Raw genomic sequence first — 25,753 nt, forward strand, 5'->3', positions numbered from 1 at the left:
CGCCCCGATAGCATGGTCGCGACCGACCGGACACCCGCACACCCCTGGAGATGACGCCATGAGCGCCCCCGCGAAGCCCCCCGCCGCAGCCCCGATCCGGGTGCCTGCCGGGACCACGGCGGCCGCGGCGGTGCACGACGCGGGATTGCCGAGCCGCGGGGCGCCCGACGCGGTGGTGGTGGTGCGCGACGCGGAGGGCAAGCTGCGCGACCTGAGCTGGACCCCCGACGTCGACGCCGAGGTCACCGCGGTGCCCGCCGATTCCGACGACGGCCGCAGCGTTATCCGGCACTCCTGCGCGCACGTGTTGGCGCAGGCCGTGCAGGAGCTGTTCCCGGCGGCCAAGCTGGGCATCGGACCGCCGATCACCGACGGCTTCTACTACGACTTCGACGTCCCGGAGGCGTTCACTCCCGAGGACCTGGCGAAGCTGGAGAAGCGGATGCGCCAGATCGTCAAAGAGGGTCAGCTGTTCGCCCGGCGCGTCTACGAGTCCAAGGACCAGGCCCGCGCCGAACTGGCCGCCGAGCCCTACAAACTGGAACTGGTCGACGACAAGTCCGGTGACGCCGAGATCATGGAGGTCGGCGGCGACGAGCTGACCGCCTACGACAACCTCAACCCGCGCACCAAGGAGCGGGTGTGGGGCGATTTGTGCCGCGGCCCGCACATCCCGACGACCCGGTTTATCCCGGCGTTCAAGCTGACCCGGTCCTCGGCGGCGTACTGGCGCGGCGACCAGAACAACGCCAGCCTGCAACGCATCTACGGCACCGCCTGGGAGTCGCAGGAGGCACTGGATCATTACCTGGAGCTGATCGAAGAGGCGCAGCGCCGCGATCACCGCAAGCTGGGCGTCGAGCTGGACCTGTTCAGCTTCCCCGACGAAATCGGTTCCGGTCTCCCGGTTTTCCACCCCAAGGGCGGTATCATCCGCCGCGAGCTGGAGGAATACTCGCGGCGTAAGCACATCGAGGCCGGCTACGAGTTCGTCACCACCCCGCACATCACCAAGGCGCACCTGTTCGAGACGTCCGGGCATCTGGCCTGGTACGCCGACGGTATGTATCCGCCGATGCACCTGGACGCCGAGCTCAACGACGACGGCACGGTGCGCAAACCCGGCCAGGACTACTACCTCAAGCCGATGAACTGCCCGATGCATCACCTGATCTTCCGGTCCCGCGGGCGGTCCTATCGCGAATTGCCGTTGCGGCTCTTCGAATTCGGCAGCGTGTACCGCTACGAGCGGTCCGGGGTGGTGCACGGCCTGACCCGGGTGCGGGGCATGACCCAAGACGACGCGCACATCTACACCACCCGGGAGCAGTTGCGCGACGAGTTGGCCTCGCTGCTGCGGTTCGTGCTCGACCTGCTCGCCGACTACGGCCTGGAGGAGTTCTACCTGGAGCTGTCCACCAAGGACCCGGACAAGTACGTCGGCTCCGATGAGGTGTGGGAGGAAGCCACCGACACGCTGCGGCAAGTCGCCGAGGCCTCCGGTCTGCAGCTGGTGCCCGACCCGGGTGGGGCGGCGTTCTACGGCCCCAAGATCTCGGTGCAGGTCCGCGACGCGCTGGGTCGGTCCTGGCAGATGTCCACCATCCAGCTCGATTTCAACATGCCCGACCGGTTCGATCTGGAATACACCGCGGCCGACGGGTCCCGGCAGCGGCCGGTGCTGATCCACCGGGCGCTGTTCGGGTCGATCGAGCGGTTCTTCGGGGTGCTCACCGAGCACTACGCCGGCGCCTTCCCGGCGTGGCTGGCGCCGGTGCAGGTGGTCGGCATCCCGGTCGCCGACGAGCACGTCGACTATCTGGAATCGGTTGCCGCGCAGCTCAAGGCGCGCGGCGTGCGGGTGCAGGTCGACTCCGGGGATGACCGGATGGCCAAGAAGATCGTCACCCACACCAACCAGAAGGTGCCGTTCATGCTGCTCGCCGGGGACCGCGACGTCGCCGCCGGCGCGGTCAGCTTCCGGTTCGGTGACCGCACCCAGATCAACGGGGTGCCGCTGAACGACGCCATCGCCGCGATCGTCGGCTGGATCGCCGACCGCGAGAACACCGCCCCCACCGCCGATTTGGTGAAGGTGGGCGATTCAGCGTGACCGAACGGGACGAGCGCGCGATCGTCGACCGGGGCGTGGGTCAGGCCGATCAACTGGAACGGCTGTGGACCCCCTACCGGATGACGTATCTGGCCGAAGGCCCGCTCAAACAGGACCCGTCGGAATCGACGCAGCCGTTCACCGATATCCCCACCCTGCCCGACGAAGACGGTCTGGTGGTGGCCCGCGGTGAGTACGTGTACGCCGTGCTCAACCTGTACCCATACAACCCGGGGCACCTGATGGTGGTGCCGTATCGGCGATTCTCCGAAATCGAGGACCTCACCGAGGCCGAGAGCGCCGAGCTGATGGCGTTCATCCAGAAGGCGATCCGCGTCATCAAGGCGGTGTCGCGGCCGCACGGCTTCAACGTCGGGCTGAACCTGGGGTCGTCGGCGGGCGGCTCGCTGGCCGAGCACCTGCACGTGCACGTTGTCCCGCGCTGGAGCGGGGACGCCAACTTCATCACCATCATCGGTGACTCCAAGGTCATTCCGCAGCTGCTGCGCGACACCCGGGCGCTGCTGGCCGCCGAGTGGGCGAATCAGCCATGAGCAAGCTGCCGTTTCTGTCCCGGGCGGCGGTCGCTGGATTCACCACGCCGGTGGCGCGGGCCCTGCTGCGGGTGGGGTTCACCGCCGACGGCGTCACCATCATCGGCACCGCGGCCGCGGTGCTGGCCGCGCTGACCCTGTTCCCCAGCGGTCACCTGTTCGCCGGGGCGCTGGTGATCTGGTTCTTCGTCATGTTCGACATGATCGACGGGGCGATGGCCCGGCAAAGCGGCGGCGGCAGCCGATTCGGCGCCGTGCTGGACGCCACCTGCGACCGGATCAGTGACGGGGCGGTGTTCTGCGGGCTGTTGTGGTGGGCGGCATTTGGGCTGCGCGATGCCCCGCTGGTGGTGGCCACCATGATCTGCCTGGTCACCTCGCAGGTGATCTCCTACATCAAGGCCCGCGCCGAAGCCAGCGGGCTGCGCGGCGACGGCGGCCTGATCGAACGGCCGGAGCGGTTGATCATCGGGCTGGTCGGGGCCGGGCTGTCGGATCTGCCGGTCATCCCGTTGACGCCGGCGCTGCCGATCGCGATGTGGCTGCTGGCGGCGGCCAGCCTGCTGACCTGCGCCCAACGGCTGCACAATGTGCGTCACTCACCCGGGGCGGCCGAGCCACTGCAACCGGCCGAACGCCAGGACCGCAAGAAGTCCGAATCGTGATCGCCGTGCCGACCGGTCTCAAAGTGCCCGGGCTCAGCCCGCTGACCGGGCGGGTGACCGATTTGGGGTATGCGGCCGGCTGGCGGGTGGTGCGTGCGCTGCCGGAGTCCGTCGCCCGCAGCGCCTTTAACGCCGGCGCCCGCTACGCCGCGCTGGGCGGGGGCCCGGAACAGCTGCGCAAGAATCTGGCCCGGGTGCTGGGCACCACCCCGGCCCAGGTGCCGGACGAGTTGATGCGCGCCTCGCTGGCCTCCTACGCCCGCTACTGGCGGGAGGCGTTTCGGCTGCCGACGATGGACCACACCGCGCTGGGCGTGGTGCTGCAGGATTCGGTGCGCGGCAACGAGAATCTGGTGGCCGCGCTGGCCGCCGGGCGCGGCGCGGTGCTGGCGTTGCCGCACAGCGGCAACTGGGATATGGCCGGGGTGTGGCTGGCGCAGACCCACGGCAGGTTCACCACCGTCGCCGAGCGGCTCAAACCCGAGTCGCTGTACCGGCGTTTCCTGGACTACCGGGAAAGCCTCGGCTTTGAGGTGGTGCCGCTGTCCGGCGGCCAGCGGCCCGCGTTCGATGTGCTGCAGGAGCGGTTGACCGACAACCGGGTGGTGTGCCTGATGGCCGAACGCGATCTGACCCGCACCGGGGTCCAGGTCGATTTCTTCGGCGAACCCACCCGGATGCCGGTCGGTCCGGCCAAGCTGGCCCTGGACACCGGGGCGGCGCTGCTGCCGGTGGACTGCTGGTTCGACGGCGACGGCTGGTGTTTCGATATCCATCCCGAATTGGACTGTGCCAGCGGTGACGTCGGCGTCATCACCCAGGCGTTGGCGGACCGGTTCGCCGTGGGCATCGCCGCGCACCCGGAAGACTGGCACATGCTGCAGCCGCAGTGGCTGGCCGACCTGTCCGAGGCGCGACGGGCCCGGTTGAGGGCGGACTGATGCGCATCGGCATGGTGTGCCCGTACTCGTTCGACGTCCCCGGCGGGGTGCAGGCGCACGTGCTGCAGCTGGCCGAGGTGATGCGCACCCGCGGGCACGAGGTCAGCGTGTTGGCCCCGGCCTCCCCGCACGTGAAGCTGCCCGGCTACGTGGTGTCGGCCGGGCGGGCGGTGCCGATCCCGTACAACGGGTCGGTGGCCCGGTTGCAGTTCAGCCCCGCGGTGCACGGCAAGGTGCGGCGCTGGCTGACCGACGGTGAGTTCGACGTGCTGCACCTGCACGAACCCAACGCGCCCAGCTTGTCGATGTGGGCGCTGCGCGTCGCCGAAGGCCCCATCGTCGCCACGTTTCACACCTCGACCACCAAATCGTTGACGCTGTCGGTGTTTCAGGGGGTGCTGCGGCCCTGGCACGAGAAGATCATGGGCCGCATCGCGGTGTCCGACCTGGCGCGGCGCTGGCAGATGGAGGCGCTGGGCTCCGATGCGGTGGAGATCCCCAACGGGGTGGACGTGGGCGCGTTCGCCGCGGCGCCGCGGCTGGACGGCTACCCGCGGCCGGGGAAGACGGTGCTGTTCGTGGGCCGCTACGACGAGCCACGCAAAGGCATGGCGGTGCTGCTGGCCGCGCTGCCGGCGCTGGTGGCGCGCTACCCGGATCTGCAGCTGCTGATCGTCGGCCGCGGCGATGAGGACGACCTGCGTGAGCGGGCTGGCGGGTTGGCGCCTCATCTGCGGTTTCTGGGGCAGGCCGACGACGCGCTGAAGGCCTCGGCGATGCGCAGTGCCGACGTGTACTGCGCCCCCAACACCGGCGGCGAGAGTTTCGGCATCGTGCTGGTCGAGGCGCTGGCGGCCGGCACCGCGGTGGTGGCCGCCGATCTGCACGCGTTCCGCCGGGTGTTGCGCGACGGCGAGGCCGGGCGGCTGGTGGCGGTCGACGACCCGGCGGCGTTGGCCGACGGCCTGATCGCCGTGCTGGACGACGAGACGCTGGCCCGGGGCTACATCGCGGCCGGTGCCGAGGCGGTGCGCCGCTACGACTGGCCGGTGGTGGCCAGCCAGATCATGCGGGTGTATGAGACCGTCGCCGGCGCGGGAACCAAGGTGCAGGTGGCCGGTTGATGGTGTGGGTGCTGACCGCGGTCGTGGTGCTGCTGGCGGCGGTGCTGATCGCCGTGGCCGGGTGGGCGTATCAGACCGCCAACCGGCTGGACCGGCTGCACGTGCGCTACGACTTGTCCTGGCAGGCGCTCGACGGGGCGTTGGCCCGCCGCGCGGTGGTGGCCCGCGCGGTGGCCATCGACGCCTACGGCGAAGCGGCCGACGGCAAGCGCCTCGCGGCGCTGGCCGACGCCGCCGAGCGGGCGCCGCGGGTCGGGCGCGAGGCGTGCGAAAACGAGTTGGCGGCCGCGCTGGCGCACGTCGACCCGGCGGCGCTGCCGGCGGCGTTGGTCGCCGAGTTGGCCGATGCGGAGGCCCGGGTGCTGCTGGCCCGCCGGTTCCACAACGACGCGGTGCGCGACACGCTGGCGTTGCGGGAGCGGCCGCTGGTGCGGCTGCTGCGGCTGGGTGGACGGGCGGCGCTGCCAACGTATTTCGAGATCGCCGAGCGGCCGGACGCGGTGGCCGCGGTGGCCCACAGCGATCACGGGCCGCGGGGCCGGCGCACCTCGGCGCGGGTGGTGCTGCTCGACGACGACGGCTTTGTGCTGCTGTTGTGCGGCTCGGATCCGGCGCTGTCCGACGGTGCCGCGCCGCGCTGGTGGTTCACCATCGGCGGCCAGGTGCAGCCGGGGGAGCGGCTGGCCCGCGCCGCCGCCCGGGAGCTGGCCGAGGAGACCGGTCTGCGGGTCGATGTCGCCGAGCTGATCGGGCCGGTCTGGCGGCGCGACGCGGTGTTCGAGTTCAACGGCGCCGAGATCGACAGCCAGGAATTCTTCTTCGTGTGTCGCACTCGCCGTTTCGAGCCGGCCACCGGGGGACGCACCGGGTTGGAACACCGCTACATCCACAGCCACCGCTGGTGTGACGTCGCCGCGATCGCCGAGCTGGCCGCCGCCGGCGAGACCGTGTACCCGCTGCAACTCGGCGAGCTGCTCGAGGCGGCGAACGCGCTGGCCGACGCGCCGCCGGCCACCCCCCAGCTGCAGCCCATCAAATAAGCCCTGTTTTCCGCGCGCCTTTCCGCGAGCGTGCGTGTCCCCGGTCGCCACGCCGCTGAAATTCCCGGTTTTGCGCACGTTCGCGCCCTGGCCGGCCGGCGTGACTGGCTAAAGTGAGCGAATGCCGTCGCATCGCGCCGTCCACATCGCCGCCGCCGGAGCGCCGTTGACCCTGGCCGACGTCGATACGGACTCGCCCGGACGCGATCAGGTCCGCATCGCCGTCGCCGCCTGCGGTGTGTGCGGCACCGACCACGCCTTCGTCAACGGCGCCTTCCCCGGACTGACCTGGCCACTGACACCGGGGCACGAAATCGCGGGCACCATCGCCGAACTCGGTCCGGGGGTGAGCGGCTGGGCCGTCGGCGACCGGGTCGCGGTGGGCTGGTTCGGCGGGCACTGCAATCACTGCATCGAATGCCGCAAAGGCGATTTCATCCACTGCGCCAACGGGCAGGTGCCCAGCTGGCATTACCCGGGCGGCTACGCGGAGTCGGTGACCGTGCCGGCTAACGCGCTGGCCCGCATCCCCGAGGAGCTGTCGTTCGCCGAGGCGGCGCCGATGGGCTGCGCCGGGGTCACCACCTACCACGCGCTGCGCTCGACACGGGCCCGGCCGGGGGACCGGGTCGCGGTTCTTGGCGTCGGCGGCCTGGGGCATCTCGGGGTGCAGTTCGCCGCGGCGATGGGCTTCGAAACGATCGCCATCGCCCGCGGCGCCGGCAAGGCCAAGGACGCGCGCGCACTGGGCGCCCACCACTACATCGATTCCACCGCCGGCGACGTCGGCCAAGCGCTGCAGGCCCTGGGCGGGGCGGCGGTGGTGCTGGCCACCGCGTCCAACTCGCAGGCCATGGCCGACACGATCGGCGGCCTGGCCCCGCGCGGTGAGCTGGTCACCATCGGTGTCACCCCCGAGCCGCTGCCGATCTCCCCGCTGCAGCTGATCTCCCCGGGGCTCAGCATCACCGGCCACCCGTCCGGCACCGCCCGCGACGTCGAGGAGACCATGGCCTTCGCGGTGCTGTCCGGGGTGCGGGCCCGCATCGAGGAACGGCCGCTGGCCCAGGCCGCCGAGGCCTACGCCGCCATGGACGAGGGCCGCGCCCGGTACCGCATGGTCTTGACCATGTGACGCGACCGGGCAGCCGCAAAATCCCCCAAAACCACCACGAAATAGGGGCTTTCGCGACTGCTCGCGCGACGGAACTATGCGCTTTGCAGTATCGCCTCGTAGTCCCACCGGGTGGGTGGTTTTATCCCCGGCGGTGCCCACCCGACGAACAGATGCCCGTCGCGATGGGCGGTGCGGGTCGGTTCTATCCCCAACAGGTCACGGACTTCGCTGATCGGCTTGTCCAGCAGCTCCTCGTAGGGAGCGGCCATCAGGTTGTCGGCGCGTTGCCCGCGGCGGACCGCCTCGCGGAAGTAGCGCAGCTTGCGGCGCGGGGAAGCCGGGATCAGCGTCCCCAGCAGCCCGAGGGTCAGTGTTTTGAGGGCGCCGGACGGCTCCATCTGGCCGCAATGGAAGCCGAGATTGCCGAATTCGCCGCCCATATCGGGTCCGTAGCCGCCGAGGGTGTGGAACATGTCGTGCAGCGCGGTGCCGCGCCGCATCATGTAGAAGAAATCGTCGTCCCACCCGCGGCGCTCGGCGATCGGTCGGATCACCGTGTCCACGTCGAACACCCCGGCGTCCAGCCGATTGGTGCGCAGAAACGACCGGTAGGCATGGCCCAGCGACCCGACCGGCAGCGACGCCAGGTAGTCGTCGTCCCCGAGCAGCGCCAGCAGGTCCGGCTTCTCGGCGAACAACCGCCGACCGTTGGGGTGTGCCCGCAGTTGGTGGTAGCTGCGCGCGAGGATCGGGGCCGCCAATCCCACGATCAGGTCGAAGGCGGAGCCCTGATTCTTGCTCGGATTGACCAGCAGCCGCCACGAACCGAACACCGCCTGCCAGTCCCGCTGCTCAGGTACGCCAACGAACGTTGTAGCCATGCGACGATCCCTTCACCGGGTAACGACCATCGGTTGAACGCACTCAGTGAAATAATAGACATTTGAATGGAGATGTCCATATATGTCGGCAACTAAGGTGCGGGGCCGGGGTCGGCCGCCCGGCGGCGGCAATCCGCCCGAGCATGCCCGCGAGTTGTTGCTCGACGCGGCCGAACGCGCGTTCGCCCAGCGCGGCTACCGGGCGTCGACGATGCAGGTCATCGCCCGCGAGGCCGGCTACACCCGGGCGGTGATCTACCGGCACTTCGCCACCCGCAACGAGTTGCTGGACGCTCTGGTGGTGCGGGTCGCCCGGCGCAAGATGGCCGACATCGCCACCCGAATGCCGCCGGCGGCCGATCCCGGCGAGCTGGTGACCGAGTCGCTGGTGATCGTGGCCACCGAAGTCGGCCACGACCCGCTGCTGCGGGTGATCTCCGAGCACACCGACGAGGGCAACGTCGCCGCGCTGATCGCCCGGTCGGCGACGTTGAGTCAGGTGCTGGCCGGGCAGTTCGAGATCGGATTCCACCAGGCGGGCGACTACCTGCGGGCCGGCCTGCGCCCCGCGGACGCCGCCCGCTTCGTGCTGTCGGTCGCCCTCGGATTGCTGCTGGGGCTCATTCCCGGGGTCGACGACGCCGACCAGGTCCGCCGCTACGTGCGGGTGTTCGTACTGCCCGCGCTGGTCGCCGACCCGCCGCCGGCCACCCCGGTCTTCACCCCGCCGGGGTAGCGAGGGAGAAAAACCGCTGGCGGGTGCCCACTACACTGAGCGAGTATCCCGGTTCAGCAAGGAGAAGCATTCAGTGGACAGTGCGGCCCAGAACGGTTCGGGCGCCAGCGGGCAAACCGGAACGGCTCGCGTCAAACGCGGCATGGCCGAGATGCTCAAGGGCGGCGTCATCATGGACGTCGTCACCCCGGAGCAGGCCCGCATCGCCGAGGGCGCCGGCGCGGTCGCGGTGATGGCGCTGGAGCGGGTCCCGGCCGACATCCGCGCCCAGGGCGGGGTGTCGCGGATGAGCGACCCCGACATGATCGAGGGCATCATCTCCGCGGTCACCATCCCGGTGATGGCCAAGGCGCGCATCGGGCACTTCGTCGAGGCGCAGATCCTGCAGAGCCTCGGGGTGGATTACGTCGACGAATCCGAGGTGCTCACCCCCGCCGACTACACCCACCACATCGACAAATGGCAGTTCACCGTGCCGTTCGTGTGCGGGGCCACCAACCTGGGTGAGGCGCTGCGCCGCATCACCGAGGGCGCGGCGATGATCCGCTCCAAGGGCGAGGCCGGCACCGGGGACGTGTCCAACGCCACCACCCACATGCGCGCCATCGGCGGTGAGATCCGCCGGCTGACCACGCTGAGCGACGACGAGCTGTACGTCGCCGCCAAGGAGCTGCAGGCGCCCTATGAGCTGGTCGCCGAGGTGGCGCGGGCCGGCAAGCTGCCGGTGACGCTGTTCACCGCGGGCGGCATCGCCACCCCGGCGGATGCGGCGATGATGATGCAGCTGGGCGCCGAGGGCGTGTTCGTGGGCTCCGGCATCTTCAAATCCGGTGACCCCGCCGCCCGGGCTGCGGCCATCGTGAAGGCCACCACCTTCTACGACGACCCCGACGTGCTGGCCCGGGTGTCGCGGGGGCTGGGCGAAGCGATGGTCGGGATCAACGTGGAAGACATCGCGCAGCCGCACCGACTCGCCGAGCGCGGCTGGTAATACGACTGCATGACGATCGAACAGATCCTTGACCTCGAGAAACTCGAGGTCAACATCTACCGGGGCAGCGTGTTCAGCTCGAACTCCAGCGAGCATCAGCGCACCTTCGGCGGGCACGTCGCCGGTCAAGCACTGGTGTCGGCGGTGCGCACCGTGGAGCCGCGCTACCAGGTGCATTCGCTGCACGGGTATTTTCTGCGGCCCGGAGATGCCAAGGCGCCCACCGTGTTTATCGTCGAGCGGGTGCGCGACGGGGGCTCGTTTTGCACCCGCCGGGTCAACGCGATCCAGCACGGCGAAACCATCTTCAACATGTCGGCGTCGTTTCAGACCGACCAAGAGGGCATCCACCACCAGGACGCGATGCCGGTCGCGCCGGATCCCAAGGAATTGCCCGACATCTCCAGCATGAAAGCGTTCGACGACGAGGGCTTCAAGGCGTTCGCCGAATGGGATCTGCGCCGGGTGCCGCGTGATCAGCTCCCGCACATTCCCGGCAAGGTCGCCGAGCAGCAGGTGTGGTTCCGGCACCGCGACCCGCTGCCCGACGACCCGGTGCTGCACATCTGCGCGCTGGCCTACATGAGCGATCTGACGTTGCTGGGCACCTCCTGGTCGATTCACCCCGCCGAGCGCGACCACCTGCAGGTGGCGTCGCTGGATCACGCGATGTGGTTCATGCGCCCGTTTCGGGCCGACGAATGGCTGCTGTATGACCAGTCGTCGCCGTCGGCGTGTGCCGGGCGGGCGTTGACGCAGGGCAAGATCTACAACCAGTACGGCGAAATGGTGGCCGCGGTGATGCAGGAGGGGCTGACCCGCTACCCGCGCAACTTCGCGCCGACCGCGCAGTGAGCGTCCCCCGCGTCGGGGTGTTGGCGCTGCAGGGCGACACCCGGGAACATTTCGCCGCGCTGCGCGACGCCGGCGCCGACCCGGTATCGGTGCGCCGCCGCGCCGAACTCGACGCCGTGGACGCGCTGGTCATTCCCGGCGGGGAATCGACCACTATGAGCCATCTGCTGCGGGAGTTGGACCTGCTGGAGCCGCTGCGGGCCCGGCTGGCCGACGGGCTGCCCGCCTACGGCGCGTGCGCGGGGATGATCCTGTTGGCGTCCGAGATCCTCGACGCCGGGGAGGGCGAGCGGGCCGCGCTGCCGCTGGGTGGCATCGATATGACGGTGCGGCGCAACGCCTTCGGTCGCCAAGTCGACTCGTTTGAGGACGACCTGAAGTTCGACGGCCTCGACGATCCGGTGCACGCGGTGTTTATCCGCGCGCCCTGGGTGGAACGGGTCGGCGCCGACGTGCAGCCGCTGGCCCGCGCCGCCGACCACGTGGTGGCGGTGCGGCAGGGCGCGGTGCTGGCCACCGCGTTTCATCCGGAGGTGACCGGCGACCGCCGCATCCACCAGCTGTTCGTCGACATCGTCACCGGCCGGGCCTAAACCCCTTCTCCTGGCCCGCGAGCGCCTGGCCCGCAAACCCCTGGCCCGCGAGCGCCTGGCCCGCGAGCGTGCGCAGTTGTACAGCGATACGCCGAAAACCTGGCATTCTGCGCACGTTCGCGCCGGGGGCGACGCGCGGTGACGACGCGCGAGGGTGACGCTCGCCGGCATCCGTCGTTACGGTGGGGACTAAGCGATGTAGACGGCAGGGGGTCGAGCAGTGGCCGACGACGGCAGGGAAGCGCGCCTGATCCGGCGCATCGAGACGCTCAATCGCACCGATCCACAGTTTCGGGCCGCGGCCCCCGCCCCGGATGTCGCCGAGGCCGCGCTGGCCCCGGGGCTGCGGCTGTGGCAGGTCATCGACACCTATCTGAACGGCTACGCCGACCGCCCGGCGCTGGGGCAGCGGGCCCGGGAGATCACCCGCGACGACGCGACCGGCCGCACCACCACCACGCTGCTGTCCGGTTTCGACACCATCACCTACCGGGGCCTCGCCGACCGGGTGGCCGCGCTGGCCAGCACCTGGCAATCGCAGGGTATCGGGACCGGTGACCGGATCGCCGTGCTGGGGTTCACCAGCATCGGCTACGCGGTGATCACCCTGACCTGCGCCCGGCTCGGCGCGGTGTTCGTCCCGCTGCAAACCAGCTCGACCGCCGCGCAACTGGGACCCATCATCGCCGAGACACAGCCACGGATCTTCGCCGCCAGCATCGAATCCCTGGACACCGCGATCGATGTCGCCCTCGAGGCGCCGTCAATCCAACGCCTGGTGGTGTTCGACTACAACCCCGCCGACGACGATCAGCGGGAGCGCTACCAGGCCGCCACCGCCCGGCTGGCCGACGCCGGCCGCGCCCTTGAGGTGGCGGCGCTGCTCGACGACCTGGAGGCCGGACACCAGCTGCCGGAGGCGCCGGCGTTCGTCCCCGCCGACGGCGACAACCCGCTGGCTACCCTGATCTACACCTCGGGAAGCACCGGTGCCCCCAAGGGGGCCATGTACACCACCGACATGATGACCCGGATCTGGCAGCGGCCCCGCGGCCCGTCCATGGATGTCGGGCGGCCGATCCCGGCCATTCACCTGCAGTACATGCCGCTGAGCCACGTGTACGGGCTGGAATGGCTGATCGCCACGCTGGCCGCTGGCGGCATCGGCTATTTCGCCGCCAAAAGCGACATGTCCACCCTGTTCGACGACATTGCGCTGGTGCGGCCCACCGGGTTGAACCTGGTGCCGCGGGTGTGCGACATGATCTATCGCCGCTACCGCAAGGAACTCGATCAACGCTCCGCCGACCCGCGCCCCACCGACGAACTCGCCGACGAGGTGAAATCCGAACTGCGCGAAGAGTTCCTGGGCGGCCGAGTGATCTCGGCGATGTGCGGCAGCGCACCGCTGTCCAAAACCGTGCACGCCTTCATGGAGTCCATGCTCGACATCACCGTCAGCGACGGCTACGGCTCCACCGAGACCGGCGGCGGCATCATGCGCAACGGCATCATCAAGCGCCCGCCGGTGACCGACTACAAACTCGTCGACGTCCCCGAGCTGGAGTACTTCACCACCGACCAGCCGCATCCGCGCGGTGAGCTCTACCTCAAAGCGGACATGCTGATCCCCGGGTACTACAAGCATCCCGAGCTGACCGCGAAGATCTTCGACGACGACGGCTACTACAAGACCGGCGACATCATGGCCGAGATCGCCCCGGATCACCTGGTGTACCTGGACCGCAGCAACAACGTCATCAAGTTGTCCCAGGGTGAGTTCGTGGCGGTGTCCAAACTGGAGGCCACCTACTCCAGCAGCCGCTACATCCGGCAGATCTTCCTGTACGGGTCCAGTGAGCAACCGTTTCTGCTGGCGGTGGTCGTCCCCAACGTCGACGCGGTCGGTGACGGCGACGCGCACGCGCTGATCGCCGAATCGGTGCAGCGCATCGCCGCCAACAACCGGCTGAACCCCTATGAGATCCCCCGCGATTTCCTGCTGGAAGCCGAACCGTTCACCCGCGACAACGGGCTGCTGTCCGGGGTCGGCAAGCTGCTGCGCCCGGCGCTGAAGGCCCGCTACGGCGAGCGGCTGGAGGCCATGTACGCCGACATCGCCGCCGGCCAAGACGACCAGCTCGAGCGGTTGCGCGCCGCGGCCGGTGATCGGCCGACCCTGGACACCGTGCGCGGCGCCGCGGCGGCCACCCTGGGTCTGACCGACGCCGCCTTTGATGCCGACGCGAAATTCATTGATCTGGGCGGTGATTCGCTGTCGGCGTTCTCGTTCGCCACCTTGCTGGAGGGTATCTTCCACATCGACGTGCCGGTGCAGACCATCGTCAGCCCCACCGCCACCCTGGCCAGCATCGCCGGCTATGTCGACGGCGAACGCGAATCCGCCAGCACCCGGCCCACGTTCGCCTCGGTGCACGGGCGCGACGCCGTCGAAGCACGCGCAGCGGAGCTGCGGCTGGAGAAGTTCATCGACACCGACACGCTGGCCGCCGCGGGCTGCCTGGCGCCGCCGGCCGACACGGTGAGCACCGTGCTGTTGACCGGGGCCAACGGCTATCTGGGCCGGTTCTTGTGCCTGGAATGGCTGGAGCGGCTGGCGCCGCGCGGCGGCACGCTGATCTGCATCGTGCGCGGCACCGATCCGGTGGCGGCGCGCCAACGCATCGAGGCCGCCATCGACAGCGGCGACGAGGAACTCTCCACCCACTTCCGCGCACTGGCCGACAAACACCTGGAGGTGCTGGCCGGGGACCTGGCCGCAGCGAACCTGGGTCTAGACACCGGAACCTGGCAGCGGCTGGCGGACTCGGTGGATCTGATCGTGCACGCCGCCGCGATGGTCAACCACGTGCTGCCCTACAGCCAGCTGTTCGGGCCCAACGTGGTGGGCACCGCCGAGATCCTCAAGCTGGCGATCAGCATCCGGCTCAAGCCGGTCAGCTACCTGTCGACGGTCGCGGTGACCGCACTGCCCGACGGCGGCTTCGTCGGCGAGGACGTCGACGTCCGCACCGCCAGCCCGGCGCGCTCCCTGGACACCAGCTACGCCAGCGGCTACGCGACCAGCAAATGGGCGGGGGAGGTGCTGGCGGCCGAGGCGCACGACCGTTACGGGCTGCCGGTGGCGGTGTTCCGGTCCGACATGATCCTGGCGCACAGCCGGTATGCCGGTCAGCTCAACGTGACCGACATGTTCACCCGGCTGATCCTGAGCCTGGTGGCCACCGGGATCGCGCCGGCATCGTTCTACGAACTCGACGCCGCCGGCAACCGGCAACGCGCCCACTACGACGGGCTGCCCGCCGATTTCACCGCCGAGGCGATCACCACCCTCGGCGCCGGCCGTACCACCGATTTTCACACCTATAACGTGCTCAACACCTACGACGACGGCATCTCGCTGGATACGTTCGTCGACTGGCTGATCGGCAACGGCCAGCAGATCGAGCGCATCGACGACTACGCCGACTGGCTGGCCCGGTTCTCCGCGGCGCTGGAGGCCCTACCCGACGACGAGCGCAAGAACTCGGTGCTGCCGCTGCTGAGCGCCTACGCCCGCCCGGCGGCGCCGTCGGGCAGCCACGCGCCCACCGACAAGTTCCGCGCCGCGGTGCAACATGCCGGGATCGGCGCGGACAACGACGTCCCGCACCTGACCGAGGCGCTGATCATCAAGTACGTCACCGACATGCGGCAACTGGGCCTGCTGGGGGCGGACACCGGAGCGCGAGCAGACACAAACGCACCCGTTTCGGCGCGAAGCTAGGGGCTTTTGCGTCTGCTCGCGCCAACGGCCGGCGCCGGTGCGGGCATGATGGGCCCATGGCAGACATCGTGCGGGGACGGCTTGGGCGCGTCGCGAAGTTGGCGAGCCTGCCGGCGGGGGCGGCCGGACGCGCCGCGCTCGGCGTCGGCAAACGGATGACCGGCAAATCCAAGGAAGAGGTCAACGCGGAGCTGCTGGAGAAGGCCGCCGACGAGCTGTTCCAGGTGCTGGGCGAGCTCAAGGGCGGCGCGATGAAGGTCGGTCAGGCGCTGTCGGTGATGGAGGCCGCCATCCCGCCGCAATTCGCCGACCCGTTTCGCGACGCGCTGGTCAAGCTGCAAAGCGAAGCCCCACCGCTGCCGGCGGCCAAGGTGCACCGGGTCCTCGACGCGCAGCTGGGCACCAAGTGGCGCGACCGCTTCCAGTCCTTCAACGACACCCCGGTCGCCTCGGCCAGCATCGGGCAGGTGCACGAGGGCATCTGGAAAGACGGCCGCCGGGTCGCGGTCAAGGTCCAGTACCCGGGCGCCGATGAAGCGCTGCGCGCCGACCTCAAGCTGATCAAACGGTTCAGTTGGGTCGCCAAACAGGTCATGCCGCGCGCCGATGTGGACCGGCTGGTGTCCGAGGTCAGCGAACGGATCGAGGCGGAGCTGGACTACCGGCTGGAAGCCGACTATCAGCGCGCGTTCGCGAAAGCCTTTGCCGGCGATGAGAAGTTCTCCGTGCCGGCGGTGGTCGCCAGCGCACCCAAGGTCATCATCTCGGAGTGGATGGAGGGCCGGCGGCTGTCCAAGATCATCGCCGAGGGCACCCCCGATGAGCGAAACACCGCGTGCGCCTTGCTGCTTGAGTTCACCGTGAGCTCACCGGCGCGGGTTGGGCTGGTGCACGCCGATCCGCATCCGGGCAACTTCATGGTGCTGCCCGACGGTCGTCTCGGGGTGATCGATTTCGGCGCCGTCGCCGAGCACCCCGGCGGCATCCCGCCCGACTTCGGCGCCCTGCTGTGTTGGGCCCGCGACGAACAGTGGGACGAGGCGATCCGGCTGCTCAAGGAGCTCGGGTTCATGCCGCACAGCTACGATCTGACCGCCGAGCAGCTGGTGGAGTACATTCGGCCGCTTTGGGCCTACATCGACCCGCTGCGCTCCGGCGAATTTCATTTCACCCGCGAGTGGTTTCAGAAATCGGCAATGGCCACCACCGACCCCTTGGCGGACGGCTTCGCCGACCGGTTCAAGCTTGGCCGGCAGCTGACCATCCCACCCGGGTACGTCATGTTGCTGCGCACGCTCGGCGGTCTGCTCGGGGTCGCCGTACAGCTCGACGCCCAAGTGGAATATGCCGCGCTGATCGAGCGGTGGATGCCGGGGTTCTTCGCGCCCGGCGAAGGCCACAGCGTGCGGGCCCAGGCAACACCGGAGTAGCACCCGGCGGCGGGCACGTAGACTCGTCGGGCGAAGTTTTCCCAGGATGAGTGAGGTAGGACGGCGATGAGCGGCCATTCCAAGTGGGCCACCACCAAGCACAAGAAGGCCGTCATCGACGCGCGCCGCGGCAAGATGTTCGCCCGGTTGATCAAGAACATCGAGGTCGCGGCCCGTGTCGGCGGCGGCGATCCGGGCGGTAACCCGACCCTGTATGACGCCATTCAGAAGGCGAAGAAGTCGTCGGTGCCCAACGACAACATCGAGCGGGCCCGCAAGCGCGGCGCCGGCGAGGAAGCCGGCGGCGCCGACTGGCAGAACATCACCTACGAGGGGTATGGACCCAGCGGGGTGGCGGTGCTGATCGAATGCCTGACCGATAACCGCAACCGCGCCGCCAGCGAGGTCCGGGTGGCGATGACCCGCAACGGCGGCAACATGGCCGACCCGGGGTCGGTGGCCTACCTGTTCACCCGCAAGGGTGTGGTGACCCTGGACAAGAACGGGCTGACCGAGGACGACGTGCTGACCGCGGTGCTCGACGCCGGCGCCGAGGACGTCAACGACCTCGGGGAGAGCTTCGAGGTGGTCTCCGAGCCGGGCGATCTGGTGGCGGTGCGTTCCGCGCTGGTCGACGCCGGCATCGACTACGACTCGGCGGAGGCCAGCTTCGTACCGTCGGTTTCCGTGCCGGTGGACGTCGAGGCCGCCCGCAAGGTGTTCAAGCTGGTCGACGCGCTGGAAGACAGCGACGACGTCCAGAACGTCTACACCAACGTGGATCTCTCGGACGAGGTTGTCGCCGCCCTCGACGAGGACTGAGGTGGTTACTTTGCGCCGAGATCGACGGTAGCGAGGCCCGCACTCGGACTTTTGCGCGCCAACGTCGATCTCGATGAGGTTGCCGCGGAGTACGACGGCGACTACCACCTCACCAACCGTCGGCGGTTCGTGAAGGACATCAGGAAGCTTGCGACCGCCCAAGATCAGGGCTGGAACGTGATTCGCGCGGTGTCCGAGCACCGGCGGAAGGACATCGTCCGCCGCGCTTACCACGCGCTCACCCGCCGCGGGTGGTGCCCAGATCGACGTCAGCGTGCAGCGCTCTCGCGATTTCTCACGCTGCCGTCGATCTCGGCGTGAAGGGCGTGAGGGGGGCGTGAAGGGGCTGAGCAGGCTTACGACGTGATGCGCATTTGACGCAGTGTCGGCACCGCGCGTTGCAGGGCGAGGAAGTCGGTGTCGTTGTGCACGACCACGGCATCGTGTCGAATGGCGGTCGCGGCGATGAGGACATCGGTTGTTTGAGCACCCCGTCCCGCACCGATCTGCCACAGGGCGGTACGGATGTGGGCAACGGTCTCTTCGGCCTGTTCATCGAAGGGCAGCCAGAAGAACGCCCGGCTGTAGAGATCAGTGAGGAAGGTCAGGTCCTCTTTGCTGCGGGCGCTGAACCGGGCCTCGTCCATCGTGACCATCGAGGAGCAGATGGTGCCGACGACCGCGAGTTTGTCGATCTTCGCCTTGAAGGCCCCATCGATCCAGTAATGCGACATGGCGGACTGGTCCACAAGGTAGCGCGGCCGCGCCGTTGGCGCGGTCATCGGTCAGCGGCTTCGACGGCTTCGCCGGCCAGCTCCTCCTCGGTCAGGAACGGATTGTGGTCGAGGCTGGCCAGCGTGGACAGCGCATCGCGCTGGCGGTAGCTCTGCACGAGTTCGGACATCGCCAGATTGACCACGGCCTTCTTGGTGGTCAGGCCGGTCAGCCGTTGTGCTTCGGCGAGTAGTCCGTCGGGGATGTCGACAGTTGTCGCCATGCGGGCCTCCATATTGCGCGACGCTGATATTCAAAATATCACTGATCTGCAATATTGGGTGTAGGTTCGGGGGCCGCCGGCGCTGAACGACCCATCGCCGCGTGTCCTGCGCGGTGATGTCGGCCCCACCCACTACCCTCTCGAACAGGTGTTCACTGAAGGGGCCTGGAATTGCGTGTAATGGGTGTCGACCCGGGGCTGACCCGCTGCGGGCTGTCGGTCATCGAGGGCGGCCAGGGCAGACAGGTCATCGCCCTGGACGTCGACGTGGTGCGCACCCCGGCCGACCAACCCCTGCAGCGCCGGCTGCTGACGATCAGCGACACCGTCGAGCACTGGATGGACACCCACCACCCCGACGTCGTCGCCATCGAGCGGGTGTTCTCCCAACAGAACGTGTCCACCGTGATGGGCACCGCGCAGGCCGGCGGGGTGATCGCGTTGCAGGCCGCCAAACGCGACATCGCGGTGCATTTCCACACCCCGTCCGAGGTCAAGGCCGCGGTCACCGGCAACGGGGCCGCCGGCAAGGCCCAGGTCACCGCGATGGTCACCAGAATCCTGGCGCTGCAGCAAAAGCCGACACCGGCCGATGCCGCCGACGCGTTGGCGTTGGCGATCTGCCACTGCTGGCGGGCCCCGATGATCGCCCGGATGGCCGCGGCCGAAGCCAAGGCCGCCGAACAGCGCAAGAAGTACATGGCCCGGTTGAAGGCGGCGGCGAGATGATCGCCTCGGTGCGCGGGGAGGTGCTCGACATCGCGTTGGATCACGCCGTGATCGAGGCGGCGGGCGTGGGCTACAAGGTGATGGCCACCCCGGCGACGCTGTCCACGCTGCGCCGCGGCACCGAGGCCCGGCTGATCACCGCCATGATCGTGCGCGAGGATTCGATGACGCTGTACGGGTTTCCCGACGGCGAAACCCGCGACCTGTTCCTGACGCTGCTCGGGGTCTCCGGGATCGGGCCCAAGATCGCGCTGGCCACCCTGGCGGTGCACGACGCGTCCGCGCTGCGCCAGGCGCTGGCCGACGGTGACGTCGCCGCGCTGACCCGGGTGCCCGGCATCGGCAAGCGCGGCGCCGAGCGGATGGTGCTGGAACTGCGCGACAAGATCGGACCGGTGAGCGCCGCCCCTGCGGCGGTCAACGGCCACGCGGTGCGCGGCCCGGTGGTGGAAGCGCTGGTGGGTCTGGGGTTCGCGGCCAAACAGGCCGAGGAGGCTACCGATAAGGTGTTGGCCGCCGAGGACGGCGCCACCACGTCGAGCGCGCTGCGCGCGGCGCTGAGCCTGCTGGGCAAGAAATGAGTCGCTTCGACGCCGACGAGCCCGAGGACCGCGAGGTGACCCCGGCGCTGACCGTCGGTGAGGGCGACATCGACGCCAGCCTGCGGCCCCGCTCGCTGCGGGAGTTCATCGGCCAACCCCGGGTGCGCGAACAGCTGCAGCTGGTCATCGAGGGCGCCAAAAACCGGGGCGGCACCCCGGATCACATCCTGCTGTCCGGGCCGCCCGGGTTGGGCAAGACGTCGCTGGCGATGATCATCGCCGCCGAGTTGGGCTCCTCGCTGCGGGTGACGTCGGGGCCGGCGCTCGAACGCGCCGGCGACCTCGCGGCGATGCTGTCCAACCTGGTCGAACACGACGTGCTGTTCATCGACGAAATCCACCGCATCGCCCGCCCCGCCGAGGAGATGCTGTATTTGGCGATGGAGGACTTCCGGGTCGACGTCGTCGTCGGCAAAGGTCCCGGGGCCACCTCGATTCCGCTGGAGGTGGCCCCGTTCACCCTGGTCGGGGCCACCACCCGCTCCGGTGCGCTGACCGGCCCGCTGCGGGATCGGTTCGGCTTCACCGCGCACATGGACTTCTACGAGCCGCCCGAGCTGGAGCGGGTGTTGGCCCGCTCGGCCGGCATCCTCGGCATCGAACTGGGCGCCGACGCCGCCTCCGAGGTGGCCCGCCGCTCGCGCGGCACCCCGCGCATCGCCAACCGGCTGCTGCGCCGAGTGCGCGACTACGCCGAGGTGCGTGCCGACGGGGTGATCACCCGCGACGTCGCCAAGTCCGCGCTGGAGGTGTACGACGTGGACGAGCTGGGCCTGGACCGGCTGGACCGCGCGGTGCTGTCGGCGCTGACCCGCAGCTTCAGCGGCGGCCCGGTCGGAGTGTCGACGCTGGCGGTCGCGGTCGGGGAGGAGGCCGCCACCGTCGAGGAGGTGTGCGAGCCGTTTTTGGTGCGGGCCGGCATGATCGCGCGCACCCCGCGCGGCCGGGTCGCCACCGCGCAGGCCTGGACGCATCTGGGCTTGACGCCGCCGGCCGGGGCCGCCGGCCTGGGCCAGCCCGGGCTATTCGATTGACGCCAATCGCGGGGAGCTGGGTCGCGATCTCATAACGCTTGCCGCAGCGACGGCCGGTTACCCGTGGGCCGATTAGGGTAGTCAGCAGTCGCCAAAAGCCCGAGGAGGCTCTCATGAACGACTCGGATATGCGGGCGCGCGCCCGCTCCAGCGGGTTGCGGATACCCCGCACCCGCGGTGCGATCAGCGGATTCTTGCTGATTCTGCTCGGTGTTTGGGGTGCGGTGGTCCCGTTCGTCGGGGCGCGCTTCAACTTCGCCTACACCCCGGACCAGGTGATGACCTGGACCGCGGCGCGGGGCTGGCTGGAGGTGCTGCCCGGGGCGGCCACCGCGTTCGGGGGAGCGATGTTGCTGTTTTCCGGCAATCGGGCGACGGCGATGATGGGCGGCTGGCTGGCGGTTTTGGGTGGGGCCTGGTTTGTGGTCGGTGACAGCTTCGCGTCGCTGCTGCGCATCGGTGATATCGGTGAGCCGGTGGCCTCCACGGACGCCAAGCGCGTGCTGATCGAGCTGGCCTACTTTCCCGGGCTGGGCGCCCTGATCGTGTTCCTGGGCGGGGTGGCGCTGGGGACGCTGTCGGTGGTCAGTGTGCGCGACGCCGCGCATGCGGCGGCCAGCGTGCCGCCCGAGGCGTACACCGGACAGATCCCCGGCCCGGTCGACGCGCCGCAGAAGCGGGGCCTGTTCCGCCGCCGGCATGTGAGCGCGTCGGCCGCCCGCTAACTCACAGCGCGGCCAGCGCCTCACCCAGCACGTCGAGGCCTTCGTTGAGCAGCTCGTCACTGATGGCCAGCGGCGGCACGAACCGCACCACGTTGCCGAACGTGCCGCAGCTCAGCAGGATGACCCCGGCCGCGTGCGCGGCGTCGGACAGCTGGGCGGTGAGCTCGGGATCCGGCTCGCTGGTGCCCGACCGCACCAATTCCAGGCCGATCATGGCGCCGCGGCCGCGCACATCGCCGATCCGGTCGTCTTCGGCCTGCAGCCGAAACAGCCGGTCTTTGATCAGCCGCTCGATCTGCTGGGCCCGCTCGATCAGCCCGTCGTTTTCCACGGTGGCGATGGCGGCCAACGCCGCCGCGCACGCGATCGGGTTGCCGCCGAACGTGCCGCCCAAGCCGGACACGTGCGGGGCGTCCATGATCTCGGCGCGGCCGGTCACCGCCGACAGCGGCAGGCCGCCGGCGATGCCCTTGGCGGTGCAGATCAGGTCGGGTGCGACGCCGTCGTGCTCACAGGCGAACATCGCCCCGGTGCGGGCGAACCCGGACTGCACCTCGTCGGCGACGAACACCACGTCGTTGTCCCGGCACCACGCCAGCAGCGCCGCCAGGAAGCCGTCGGCGGGCACGATGTAGCCGCCCTCGCCCAGGATCGGCTCGATCACCACCGCGGCCAGGTTGTCGGCGCCGACCTGCTTATCGATGATGTCGATGGCGCGGGCCGCGGCCAGCTCGCCGTTGCTGACCAACTCCTTGTCCAGCAGCCCGTCGCGGTACGGGTAGGACGGCGGCACCCGGTAGATGCTCGGCGCGAACGGCCCGAACCCGCTCTTGTACGGCATCGATTTCGCGGTCATCGACATCGTCAGGTTGGTGCGCCCGTGGTAGCCGTGATCGAACACCACCACCGCCGGTTTGCGGGTGTAGGACCGGGCGATCTTGACGGCGTTCTCCAGCGCCTCGGCGCCGGAGTTGAGCAGCACCGAACGCTTCTCCCCGGACCCGGGGGTGATCCGATTGAGCTGTTCGGCGACCGCGACGTAGCCCTCATACGGGGCGACCATGAAGCAGGTGTGGGTGAACTCGTCGACCTGGGCGCGCACCGCGTCGACCACGCGGGGGGCGGCGTTGCCGATGGTGGTGACCCCGATGCCCGAGCCCAGGTCGATGAGCCGGTTGCCGTCGACGTCTTCCACAATGCCGCCGCCCGCGCGCACCGCATAGACCGGCATGGTGCTACCGACGCCGCGGGCCACCGCCGCGGCGCGGCGTTGGGCGAGTTCCCGGGACACGGGGCCGGGAAGCTCGGTGGCTAGGTGACGACTCTGGTCGAGCGAAGGCACGGCTGTCTCCTCAACGGGACGGCGGGATCGCGGACAACTTCGAGCCTATCCGCGCAGCGCCGCGACGACGACCGTTACTCGTTGGGTGGCAGCACCGGGGGCGCGCACTCGTTGGTGGTCGGGTCCCACCACCAGCCGTTGTCGCAGGCCAGCGGTTGCGGCCCGACGCCCAGGGGCCGGCACACGTTCGCGGTGGGGTCCCACCACGAGCCCTCGTCGCAGGCCAGCGGTTGCGGTCCGACCCCCAGCGGCCGGCAGACGTTGGCGGTCGGATCCCACCACTGTCCGTCCGGACAGTTCAGCGGGGCCGCCGAACTGTCGGCGGGGGCGCCGATCGTGACGGCCGCCATCGGCGCCACCGCCAACACGGCCACGGACGCCAAACGGCCAACAAACCTTCTCATCGCGGGCCTCTCCCATCGAGCATGCTCGGTGCGGCGGACTCAGCCTAAAGCGGAGTCGGGTCAACTTCGGGCGGCTTCAACAGATAGCACACACCGGGTGCTTACGGGGTGACGATGTTGAACCAGAACGGGAAGTTGTCGAGCAGACCGATGAAGTCGTTGAAGGCGTCCTTGTTCCCGTCGATGGTGAGGCTGTTGGCTTTCACCGCATCATCGAGGTGGGTGTGGCCCAGCTGAATCTCGTCCAGCGTGGCCTTGGTGAGGGTGATGGTGGCGTTGGCGTTGGGAACCGGGTCGGGCGCGTAGTGCAGCACCCCGTTTTCGACGGTGAGGCCGTACTGCTTGTTCAAGTCGGTGAAGTTGACGTTGAGCGTGATGTGCTTGCCGGCGGCCTTGGGGCCGTTCAACCGGACACCCAGGAAATCGAACAGCATCTCCGGCGGCATGGCCTTGATGGTGTCCGGGCTGGCGGTGTCGGTGCCGCCGGCGGTGGGCACCCCGTTGCGCAACTCGTAGGCGCCCTGCAGATACACCGAACGCCACGGCCCGGATTCGGCCTGATAGCCGAGCTGCTCATAGCTGTCGGCGAGCAGGTTCTTGCCGTCGACGCTGTCCGGGTTGGCGAACACCACGTGTTTGAGCACCATCGCGGTCCAGCGGTAGTTGCCCTTGTCGAAGTCGTTCTTGGCCTTCTGCAGAATGGCGTCTTCGCCGCCCATGTAGTCGACGTACTTTGTGGCCGCGTCCTGCGGTGGCAGGTTGTCGAGGTCGGACGGGTTGCCGTCGTACCAGCCCATGTAGCGCTGATACACCGCTCGCGAGTTGTGTTTCAAGGTCCCGTAGTAGCCTCGGTCGGGCCAGAAGTTGTTCAGCTCGGGCGGCAGCTTGATCTCTTCGGCGATCTCGGAGCCGACGTATCCCTGGTTCATCAACCGCACCGACTGGTCGTGCATGTACTTGTACATGTCACGCTGCTTTTTCCAGTAGTCGATGATCTTGTCGTGGCCCCACATCGGCCAGTGGTGGCTTTGGAACTTCACCTCGGTCTGGGGGCCGTAGCGGCGGATCGTCTCATCGAGGAACTGCGACCATTTGAGCGCGTCGCGGACCTGCGCGCCGCGCAAGGTCAGCAGATTGTGCATCGTGTTGGTGGTGTTCTCGGCCATCCACATGGCCTTGAACTGCGGGAAGAAGGTGTTCATCTCGGTCGGCGCCTCGGTACCCGGCGTCATCTGGAACTCCATGTCCACACCGTCGATGGTCATCTTGGTTCCCGTGGTGGAGACGATGTCGGTGGGGATGATCAGGGTGGGCAGCCCGGTCGATACCGTCATGCCCAGGCCGCCGTTGACGCCCCCCTGCGGATTGCGCGGCAGCAAGGCGCCGTACATGAACACCGCGCGACGGCCCATCGCGTTGCCGGCGATCACGTTCTCGCTGACCGCATCCTCGACAAAGGCCTGGGGGGCGATGATTTTGACTTTGCCGGCGTCGACGTCCTGCTGCGAGACGATGCCGCGCACCCCGCCGTAATGGTCGACGTGGGAGTGGCTGTGCACGACCGCCAGCACCGGCCGGGCACCCAGGTGCTGGTTGGCCAGGTCCAATGCCGCCTTGGCGGTTTCGGGTGATACCAAGGTGTCGAACACGATCCAGCCGGTATCGCCTTGAATGAAGGTGATGTTGGAGAGGTCATAGCCGCGGACCTGGTAGATGCGGTCGGCCACCTTGAACAGCCCGTACTGCATACACAGCTGGGCGTTGCGCCACAGGCTCGGGTTCACCGTGTCCGGTGCGGGTTTGTCCGGTCCGATGTAAGTCTTGTACTGCTCCAGGTCCCACACCACGTTGCCGTGGGCGTCTTTGATCGTCAGCTGATCCGGGCGGGCGACCAAGCCGCGCTGCGCATCGTCGAAATCGCTTTTGTCGTTGAACGGCAGCGCATCCAGAACCTTCTTGTTGGCGGTCTTGGTCGCATCGGTGGCCGGTTTCGCCTTGTTATCGGTCTGCAGCGGGCCGCCGCCCTTGCCGCACGAGGTCATCAACGTCGACGCCGCGACGGCGCCGACCCCCAAGGCTGCGCCGCCCAACGCGATTCGCCTGCTGAACCAGCTGCGCCGGGGATCGTTGGTGTCGGGGCCTGAGTGAGAATCCGCTGTGTGGTCCATGTCACCCCATGTTGCCCGAATCGACGCCCCCGTAAACGCAAATGGCGTGACCCGCTGGGCGCCGAGTGTGCGTCCACGGCGGAAAAATCGCGAAAACCTCGCC

25 protein-coding genes are annotated in these 25,753 nt (G+C 68.9%); 19 read left to right on the top strand and 6 right to left on the bottom strand.

Translation table 11 applies throughout. The features are described from left to right. The first annotated feature begins 58 nt into the window (after positions 1-58). From thrS to ACAG26_RS21225, 7 genes are all read left to right on the top strand, one after another. Positions 59-2,113 (top strand): threonine--tRNA ligase, encoded by a 2,055-nt coding sequence (gene thrS, locus ACAG26_RS21195; protein WP_370485034.1) that lies wholly within the window; start codon positions 59-61, stop codon positions 2,111-2,113. Further along, a complete protein-coding gene (locus ACAG26_RS21200; RefSeq protein WP_370485035.1) occupies positions 2,110-2,667 on the top strand; it encodes an HIT domain-containing protein in 558 nt (185 codons plus the stop codon). Before thrS ends, ACAG26_RS21200 begins: the two co-directional genes overlap by 4 nt. Continuing rightward, positions 2,664-3,332, top strand: coding sequence for a phosphatidylinositol phosphate synthase (gene pgsA, locus ACAG26_RS21205; protein ID WP_370485036.1), 669 nt, complete (start codon positions 2,664-2,666; stop codon positions 3,330-3,332). The genes ACAG26_RS21200 and pgsA overlap by 4 nt, the downstream gene beginning before the upstream one ends. Continuing rightward, a complete protein-coding gene (locus ACAG26_RS21210) occupies positions 3,329-4,273 on the top strand; it encodes a phosphatidylinositol mannoside acyltransferase (protein ID WP_370485037.1) in 945 nt (314 codons plus the stop codon). Before pgsA ends, ACAG26_RS21210 begins: the two co-directional genes overlap by 4 nt. Continuing rightward, on the top strand, positions 4,273-5,397 hold the full coding sequence (locus ACAG26_RS21215) for a glycosyltransferase family 4 protein (protein ID WP_370485038.1): 1,125 nt from the start codon (positions 4,273-4,275) through the stop codon (positions 5,395-5,397). Before ACAG26_RS21210 ends, ACAG26_RS21215 begins: the two co-directional genes overlap by 1 nt. Next, positions 5,397-6,437: an NUDIX hydrolase gene (locus tag ACAG26_RS21220; RefSeq protein WP_370485039.1), complete on the top strand. Its 1,041-nt coding sequence runs from the start codon at positions 5,397-5,399 to the stop codon at positions 6,435-6,437. The genes ACAG26_RS21215 and ACAG26_RS21220 overlap by 1 nt, the downstream gene beginning before the upstream one ends. Positions 6,438-6,558: 121 nt before the next feature. Next, on the top strand, positions 6,559-7,572 hold the full coding sequence (locus tag ACAG26_RS21225; RefSeq protein WP_370485040.1) for an alcohol dehydrogenase catalytic domain-containing protein: 1,014 nt from the start codon (positions 6,559-6,561) through the stop codon (positions 7,570-7,572). Between the two features lie 74 nt (positions 7,573-7,646). On the opposite strand, the gene ACAG26_RS21230 is transcribed toward ACAG26_RS21225, so the two are convergent. Further along, on the bottom strand, positions 7,647-8,435 hold the full coding sequence (locus tag ACAG26_RS21230) for a Coq4 family protein (RefSeq protein WP_370485041.1): 789 nt from the start codon (positions 8,433-8,435) through the stop codon (positions 7,647-7,649). Positions 8,436-8,517: 82 nt separating this feature from the next. Between ACAG26_RS21230 and ACAG26_RS21235 the strand changes: the two genes are divergently transcribed. The 8 genes from ACAG26_RS21235 to ACAG26_RS21270 all read left to right on the top strand — a co-directional run bounded on the left by ACAG26_RS21235 (position 8,518) and on the right by ACAG26_RS21270 (position 17,970). Beyond that, positions 8,518-9,171 (top strand): TetR/AcrR family transcriptional regulator, encoded by a 654-nt coding sequence (locus ACAG26_RS21235; protein ID WP_370485042.1) that lies wholly within the window; start codon positions 8,518-8,520, stop codon positions 9,169-9,171. A 73-nt stretch (positions 9,172-9,244) separates the two neighbouring features. Beyond that, on the top strand, positions 9,245-10,162 hold the full coding sequence (gene pdxS / locus ACAG26_RS21240; RefSeq protein WP_370485043.1) for a pyridoxal 5'-phosphate synthase lyase subunit PdxS: 918 nt from the start codon (positions 9,245-9,247) through the stop codon (positions 10,160-10,162). Between the two features lie 9 nt (positions 10,163-10,171). Next, a complete protein-coding gene (gene tesB, locus ACAG26_RS21245) occupies positions 10,172-11,017 on the top strand; it encodes an acyl-CoA thioesterase II (protein WP_370485044.1) in 846 nt (281 codons plus the stop codon). After that, positions 11,014-11,610, top strand: coding sequence for a pyridoxal 5'-phosphate synthase glutaminase subunit PdxT (gene pdxT / locus ACAG26_RS21250; RefSeq protein ID WP_370485045.1), 597 nt, complete (start codon positions 11,014-11,016; stop codon positions 11,608-11,610). The genes tesB and pdxT overlap by 4 nt, the downstream gene beginning before the upstream one ends. Before the next feature lie 220 nt (positions 11,611-11,830). Then, entirely contained in the window at positions 11,831-15,397 is a 3,567-nt protein-coding gene (car, locus tag ACAG26_RS21255; protein WP_370485046.1) for a carboxylic acid reductase, read from the top strand. A 56-nt stretch (positions 15,398-15,453) separates the two neighbouring features. Beyond that, positions 15,454-16,827: an ABC1 kinase family protein gene (locus ACAG26_RS21260; protein ID WP_370485047.1), complete on the top strand. Its 1,374-nt coding sequence runs from the start codon at positions 15,454-15,456 to the stop codon at positions 16,825-16,827. 66 nt (positions 16,828-16,893) lie between these two features. Further along, positions 16,894-17,649 carry a YebC/PmpR family DNA-binding transcriptional regulator gene (locus ACAG26_RS21265; RefSeq protein WP_370485048.1) on the top strand — a complete coding sequence of 252 codons (756 nt, stop codon included), beginning with the start codon at positions 16,894-16,896 and terminating at the stop codon, positions 17,647-17,649. A 51-nt stretch (positions 17,650-17,700) separates the two neighbouring features. Then, entirely contained in the window at positions 17,701-17,970 is a 270-nt protein-coding gene (locus ACAG26_RS21270; RefSeq protein WP_370485049.1) for a hypothetical protein, read from the top strand. A 35-nt stretch (positions 17,971-18,005) separates the two neighbouring features. Here the strand turns inward: ACAG26_RS21270 and ACAG26_RS21275 are convergent, their stop codons facing one another. Both ACAG26_RS21275 and ACAG26_RS21280 read right to left on the bottom strand, forming a co-directional pair. After that, on the bottom strand, positions 18,006-18,431 hold the full coding sequence (locus ACAG26_RS21275) for a type II toxin-antitoxin system VapC family toxin (RefSeq protein ID WP_370485050.1): 426 nt from the start codon (positions 18,429-18,431) through the stop codon (positions 18,006-18,008). After that, positions 18,428-18,646: a type II toxin-antitoxin system VapB family antitoxin gene (locus ACAG26_RS21280; protein ID WP_370485051.1), complete on the bottom strand. Its 219-nt coding sequence runs from the start codon at positions 18,644-18,646 to the stop codon at positions 18,428-18,430. Before ACAG26_RS21280 ends, ACAG26_RS21275 begins: the two co-directional genes overlap by 4 nt. A gap of 171 nt (positions 18,647-18,817) precedes the next feature. Here ACAG26_RS21280 and ruvC point away from each other — a divergent pair, with 171 nt between their 5' ends. The 4 genes from ruvC to ACAG26_RS21300 all read left to right on the top strand — a co-directional run bounded on the left by ruvC (position 18,818) and on the right by ACAG26_RS21300 (position 21,736). Next, positions 18,818-19,375 carry a crossover junction endodeoxyribonuclease RuvC gene (gene ruvC / locus ACAG26_RS21285; RefSeq protein ID WP_370485052.1) on the top strand — a complete coding sequence of 186 codons (558 nt, stop codon included), beginning with the start codon at positions 18,818-18,820 and terminating at the stop codon, positions 19,373-19,375. Continuing rightward, on the top strand, positions 19,372-19,956 hold the full coding sequence (ruvA, locus tag ACAG26_RS21290; protein WP_370485053.1) for a Holliday junction branch migration protein RuvA: 585 nt from the start codon (positions 19,372-19,374) through the stop codon (positions 19,954-19,956). Before ruvC ends, ruvA begins: the two co-directional genes overlap by 4 nt. Then, a complete protein-coding gene (ruvB, locus tag ACAG26_RS21295) occupies positions 19,953-21,011 on the top strand; it encodes a Holliday junction branch migration DNA helicase RuvB (RefSeq protein ID WP_370485054.1) in 1,059 nt (352 codons plus the stop codon). Before ruvA ends, ruvB begins: the two co-directional genes overlap by 4 nt. Before the next feature lie 113 nt (positions 21,012-21,124). Continuing rightward, complete coding sequence (locus ACAG26_RS21300; protein ID WP_370485055.1) at positions 21,125-21,736, top strand: hypothetical protein; 612 nt, start codon at positions 21,125-21,127, stop codon at positions 21,734-21,736. A gap of 1 nt (position 21,737) precedes the next feature. Here ACAG26_RS21300 and gabT read toward each other — a convergent pair whose 3' ends face one another. The 3 genes from gabT to ACAG26_RS21315 all read right to left on the bottom strand — a co-directional run bounded on the left by gabT (position 21,738) and on the right by ACAG26_RS21315 (position 25,650). Beyond that, complete coding sequence (gabT, locus tag ACAG26_RS21305) at positions 21,738-23,078, bottom strand: 4-aminobutyrate--2-oxoglutarate transaminase (protein ID WP_370485056.1); 1,341 nt, start codon at positions 23,076-23,078, stop codon at positions 21,738-21,740. A 74-nt stretch (positions 23,079-23,152) separates the two neighbouring features. Beyond that, positions 23,153-23,482 carry a hypothetical protein gene (locus tag ACAG26_RS21310; protein WP_370485057.1) on the bottom strand — a complete coding sequence of 110 codons (330 nt, stop codon included), beginning with the start codon at positions 23,480-23,482 and terminating at the stop codon, positions 23,153-23,155. A gap of 101 nt (positions 23,483-23,583) precedes the next feature. Beyond that, positions 23,584-25,650, bottom strand: coding sequence for an alkyl/aryl-sulfatase (locus ACAG26_RS21315; RefSeq protein WP_370485058.1), 2,067 nt, complete (start codon positions 25,648-25,650; stop codon positions 23,584-23,586). Positions 25,651-25,753: the final 103 nt, after the last annotated feature.

It is taken from the genome of Mycobacterium sp. pUA109 (assembly GCF_041287095.1).
In the GTDB taxonomy this organism is placed as follows: domain Bacteria; phylum Actinomycetota; class Actinomycetes; order Mycobacteriales; family Mycobacteriaceae; genus Mycobacterium.

Coding starts and splice junctions, on each gene's coding strand:
- ruvB (WP_370485054.1), top strand. CDS start 19,953: ATGAGTCGCTTCGACGCCGACGAGCCCGAGGACCGCGAGGTGACCCCG.
- ruvA (WP_370485053.1), top strand. CDS start 19,372: ATGATCGCCTCGGTGCGCGGGGAGGTGCTCGACATCGCGTTGGATCAC.
- tesB (WP_370485044.1), top strand. CDS start 10,172: ATGACGATCGAACAGATCCTTGACCTCGAGAAACTCGAGGTCAACATC.
- ACAG26_RS21310 (WP_370485057.1), bottom strand. CDS start 23,482: ATGAGAAGGTTTGTTGGCCGTTTGGCGTCCGTGGCCGTGTTGGCGGTG.
- ACAG26_RS21235 (WP_370485042.1), top strand. CDS start 8,518: ATGTCGGCAACTAAGGTGCGGGGCCGGGGTCGGCCGCCCGGCGGCGGC.
- ACAG26_RS21300 (WP_370485055.1), top strand. CDS start 21,125: ATGAACGACTCGGATATGCGGGCGCGCGCCCGCTCCAGCGGGTTGCGG.
- ACAG26_RS21265 (WP_370485048.1), top strand. CDS start 16,894: ATGAGCGGCCATTCCAAGTGGGCCACCACCAAGCACAAGAAGGCCGTC.
- ACAG26_RS21215 (WP_370485038.1), top strand. CDS start 4,273: ATGCGCATCGGCATGGTGTGCCCGTACTCGTTCGACGTCCCCGGCGGG.
- ACAG26_RS21220 (WP_370485039.1), top strand. CDS start 5,397: ATGGTGTGGGTGCTGACCGCGGTCGTGGTGCTGCTGGCGGCGGTGCTG.
- pgsA (WP_370485036.1), top strand. CDS start 2,664: ATGAGCAAGCTGCCGTTTCTGTCCCGGGCGGCGGTCGCTGGATTCACC.
- ACAG26_RS21315 (WP_370485058.1), bottom strand. CDS start 25,650: ATGGACCACACAGCGGATTCTCACTCAGGCCCCGACACCAACGATCCC.
- ACAG26_RS21280 (WP_370485051.1), bottom strand. CDS start 18,646: ATGGCGACAACTGTCGACATCCCCGACGGACTACTCGCCGAAGCACAA.
- ACAG26_RS21260 (WP_370485047.1), top strand. CDS start 15,454: ATGGCAGACATCGTGCGGGGACGGCTTGGGCGCGTCGCGAAGTTGGCG.
- ACAG26_RS21225 (WP_370485040.1), top strand. CDS start 6,559: ATGCCGTCGCATCGCGCCGTCCACATCGCCGCCGCCGGAGCGCCGTTG.
- ACAG26_RS21275 (WP_370485050.1), bottom strand. CDS start 18,431: ATGACCGCGCCAACGGCGCGGCCGCGCTACCTTGTGGACCAGTCCGCC.
- ACAG26_RS21230 (WP_370485041.1), bottom strand. CDS start 8,435: ATGGCTACAACGTTCGTTGGCGTACCTGAGCAGCGGGACTGGCAGGCG.
- thrS (WP_370485034.1), top strand. CDS start 59: ATGAGCGCCCCCGCGAAGCCCCCCGCCGCAGCCCCGATCCGGGTGCCT.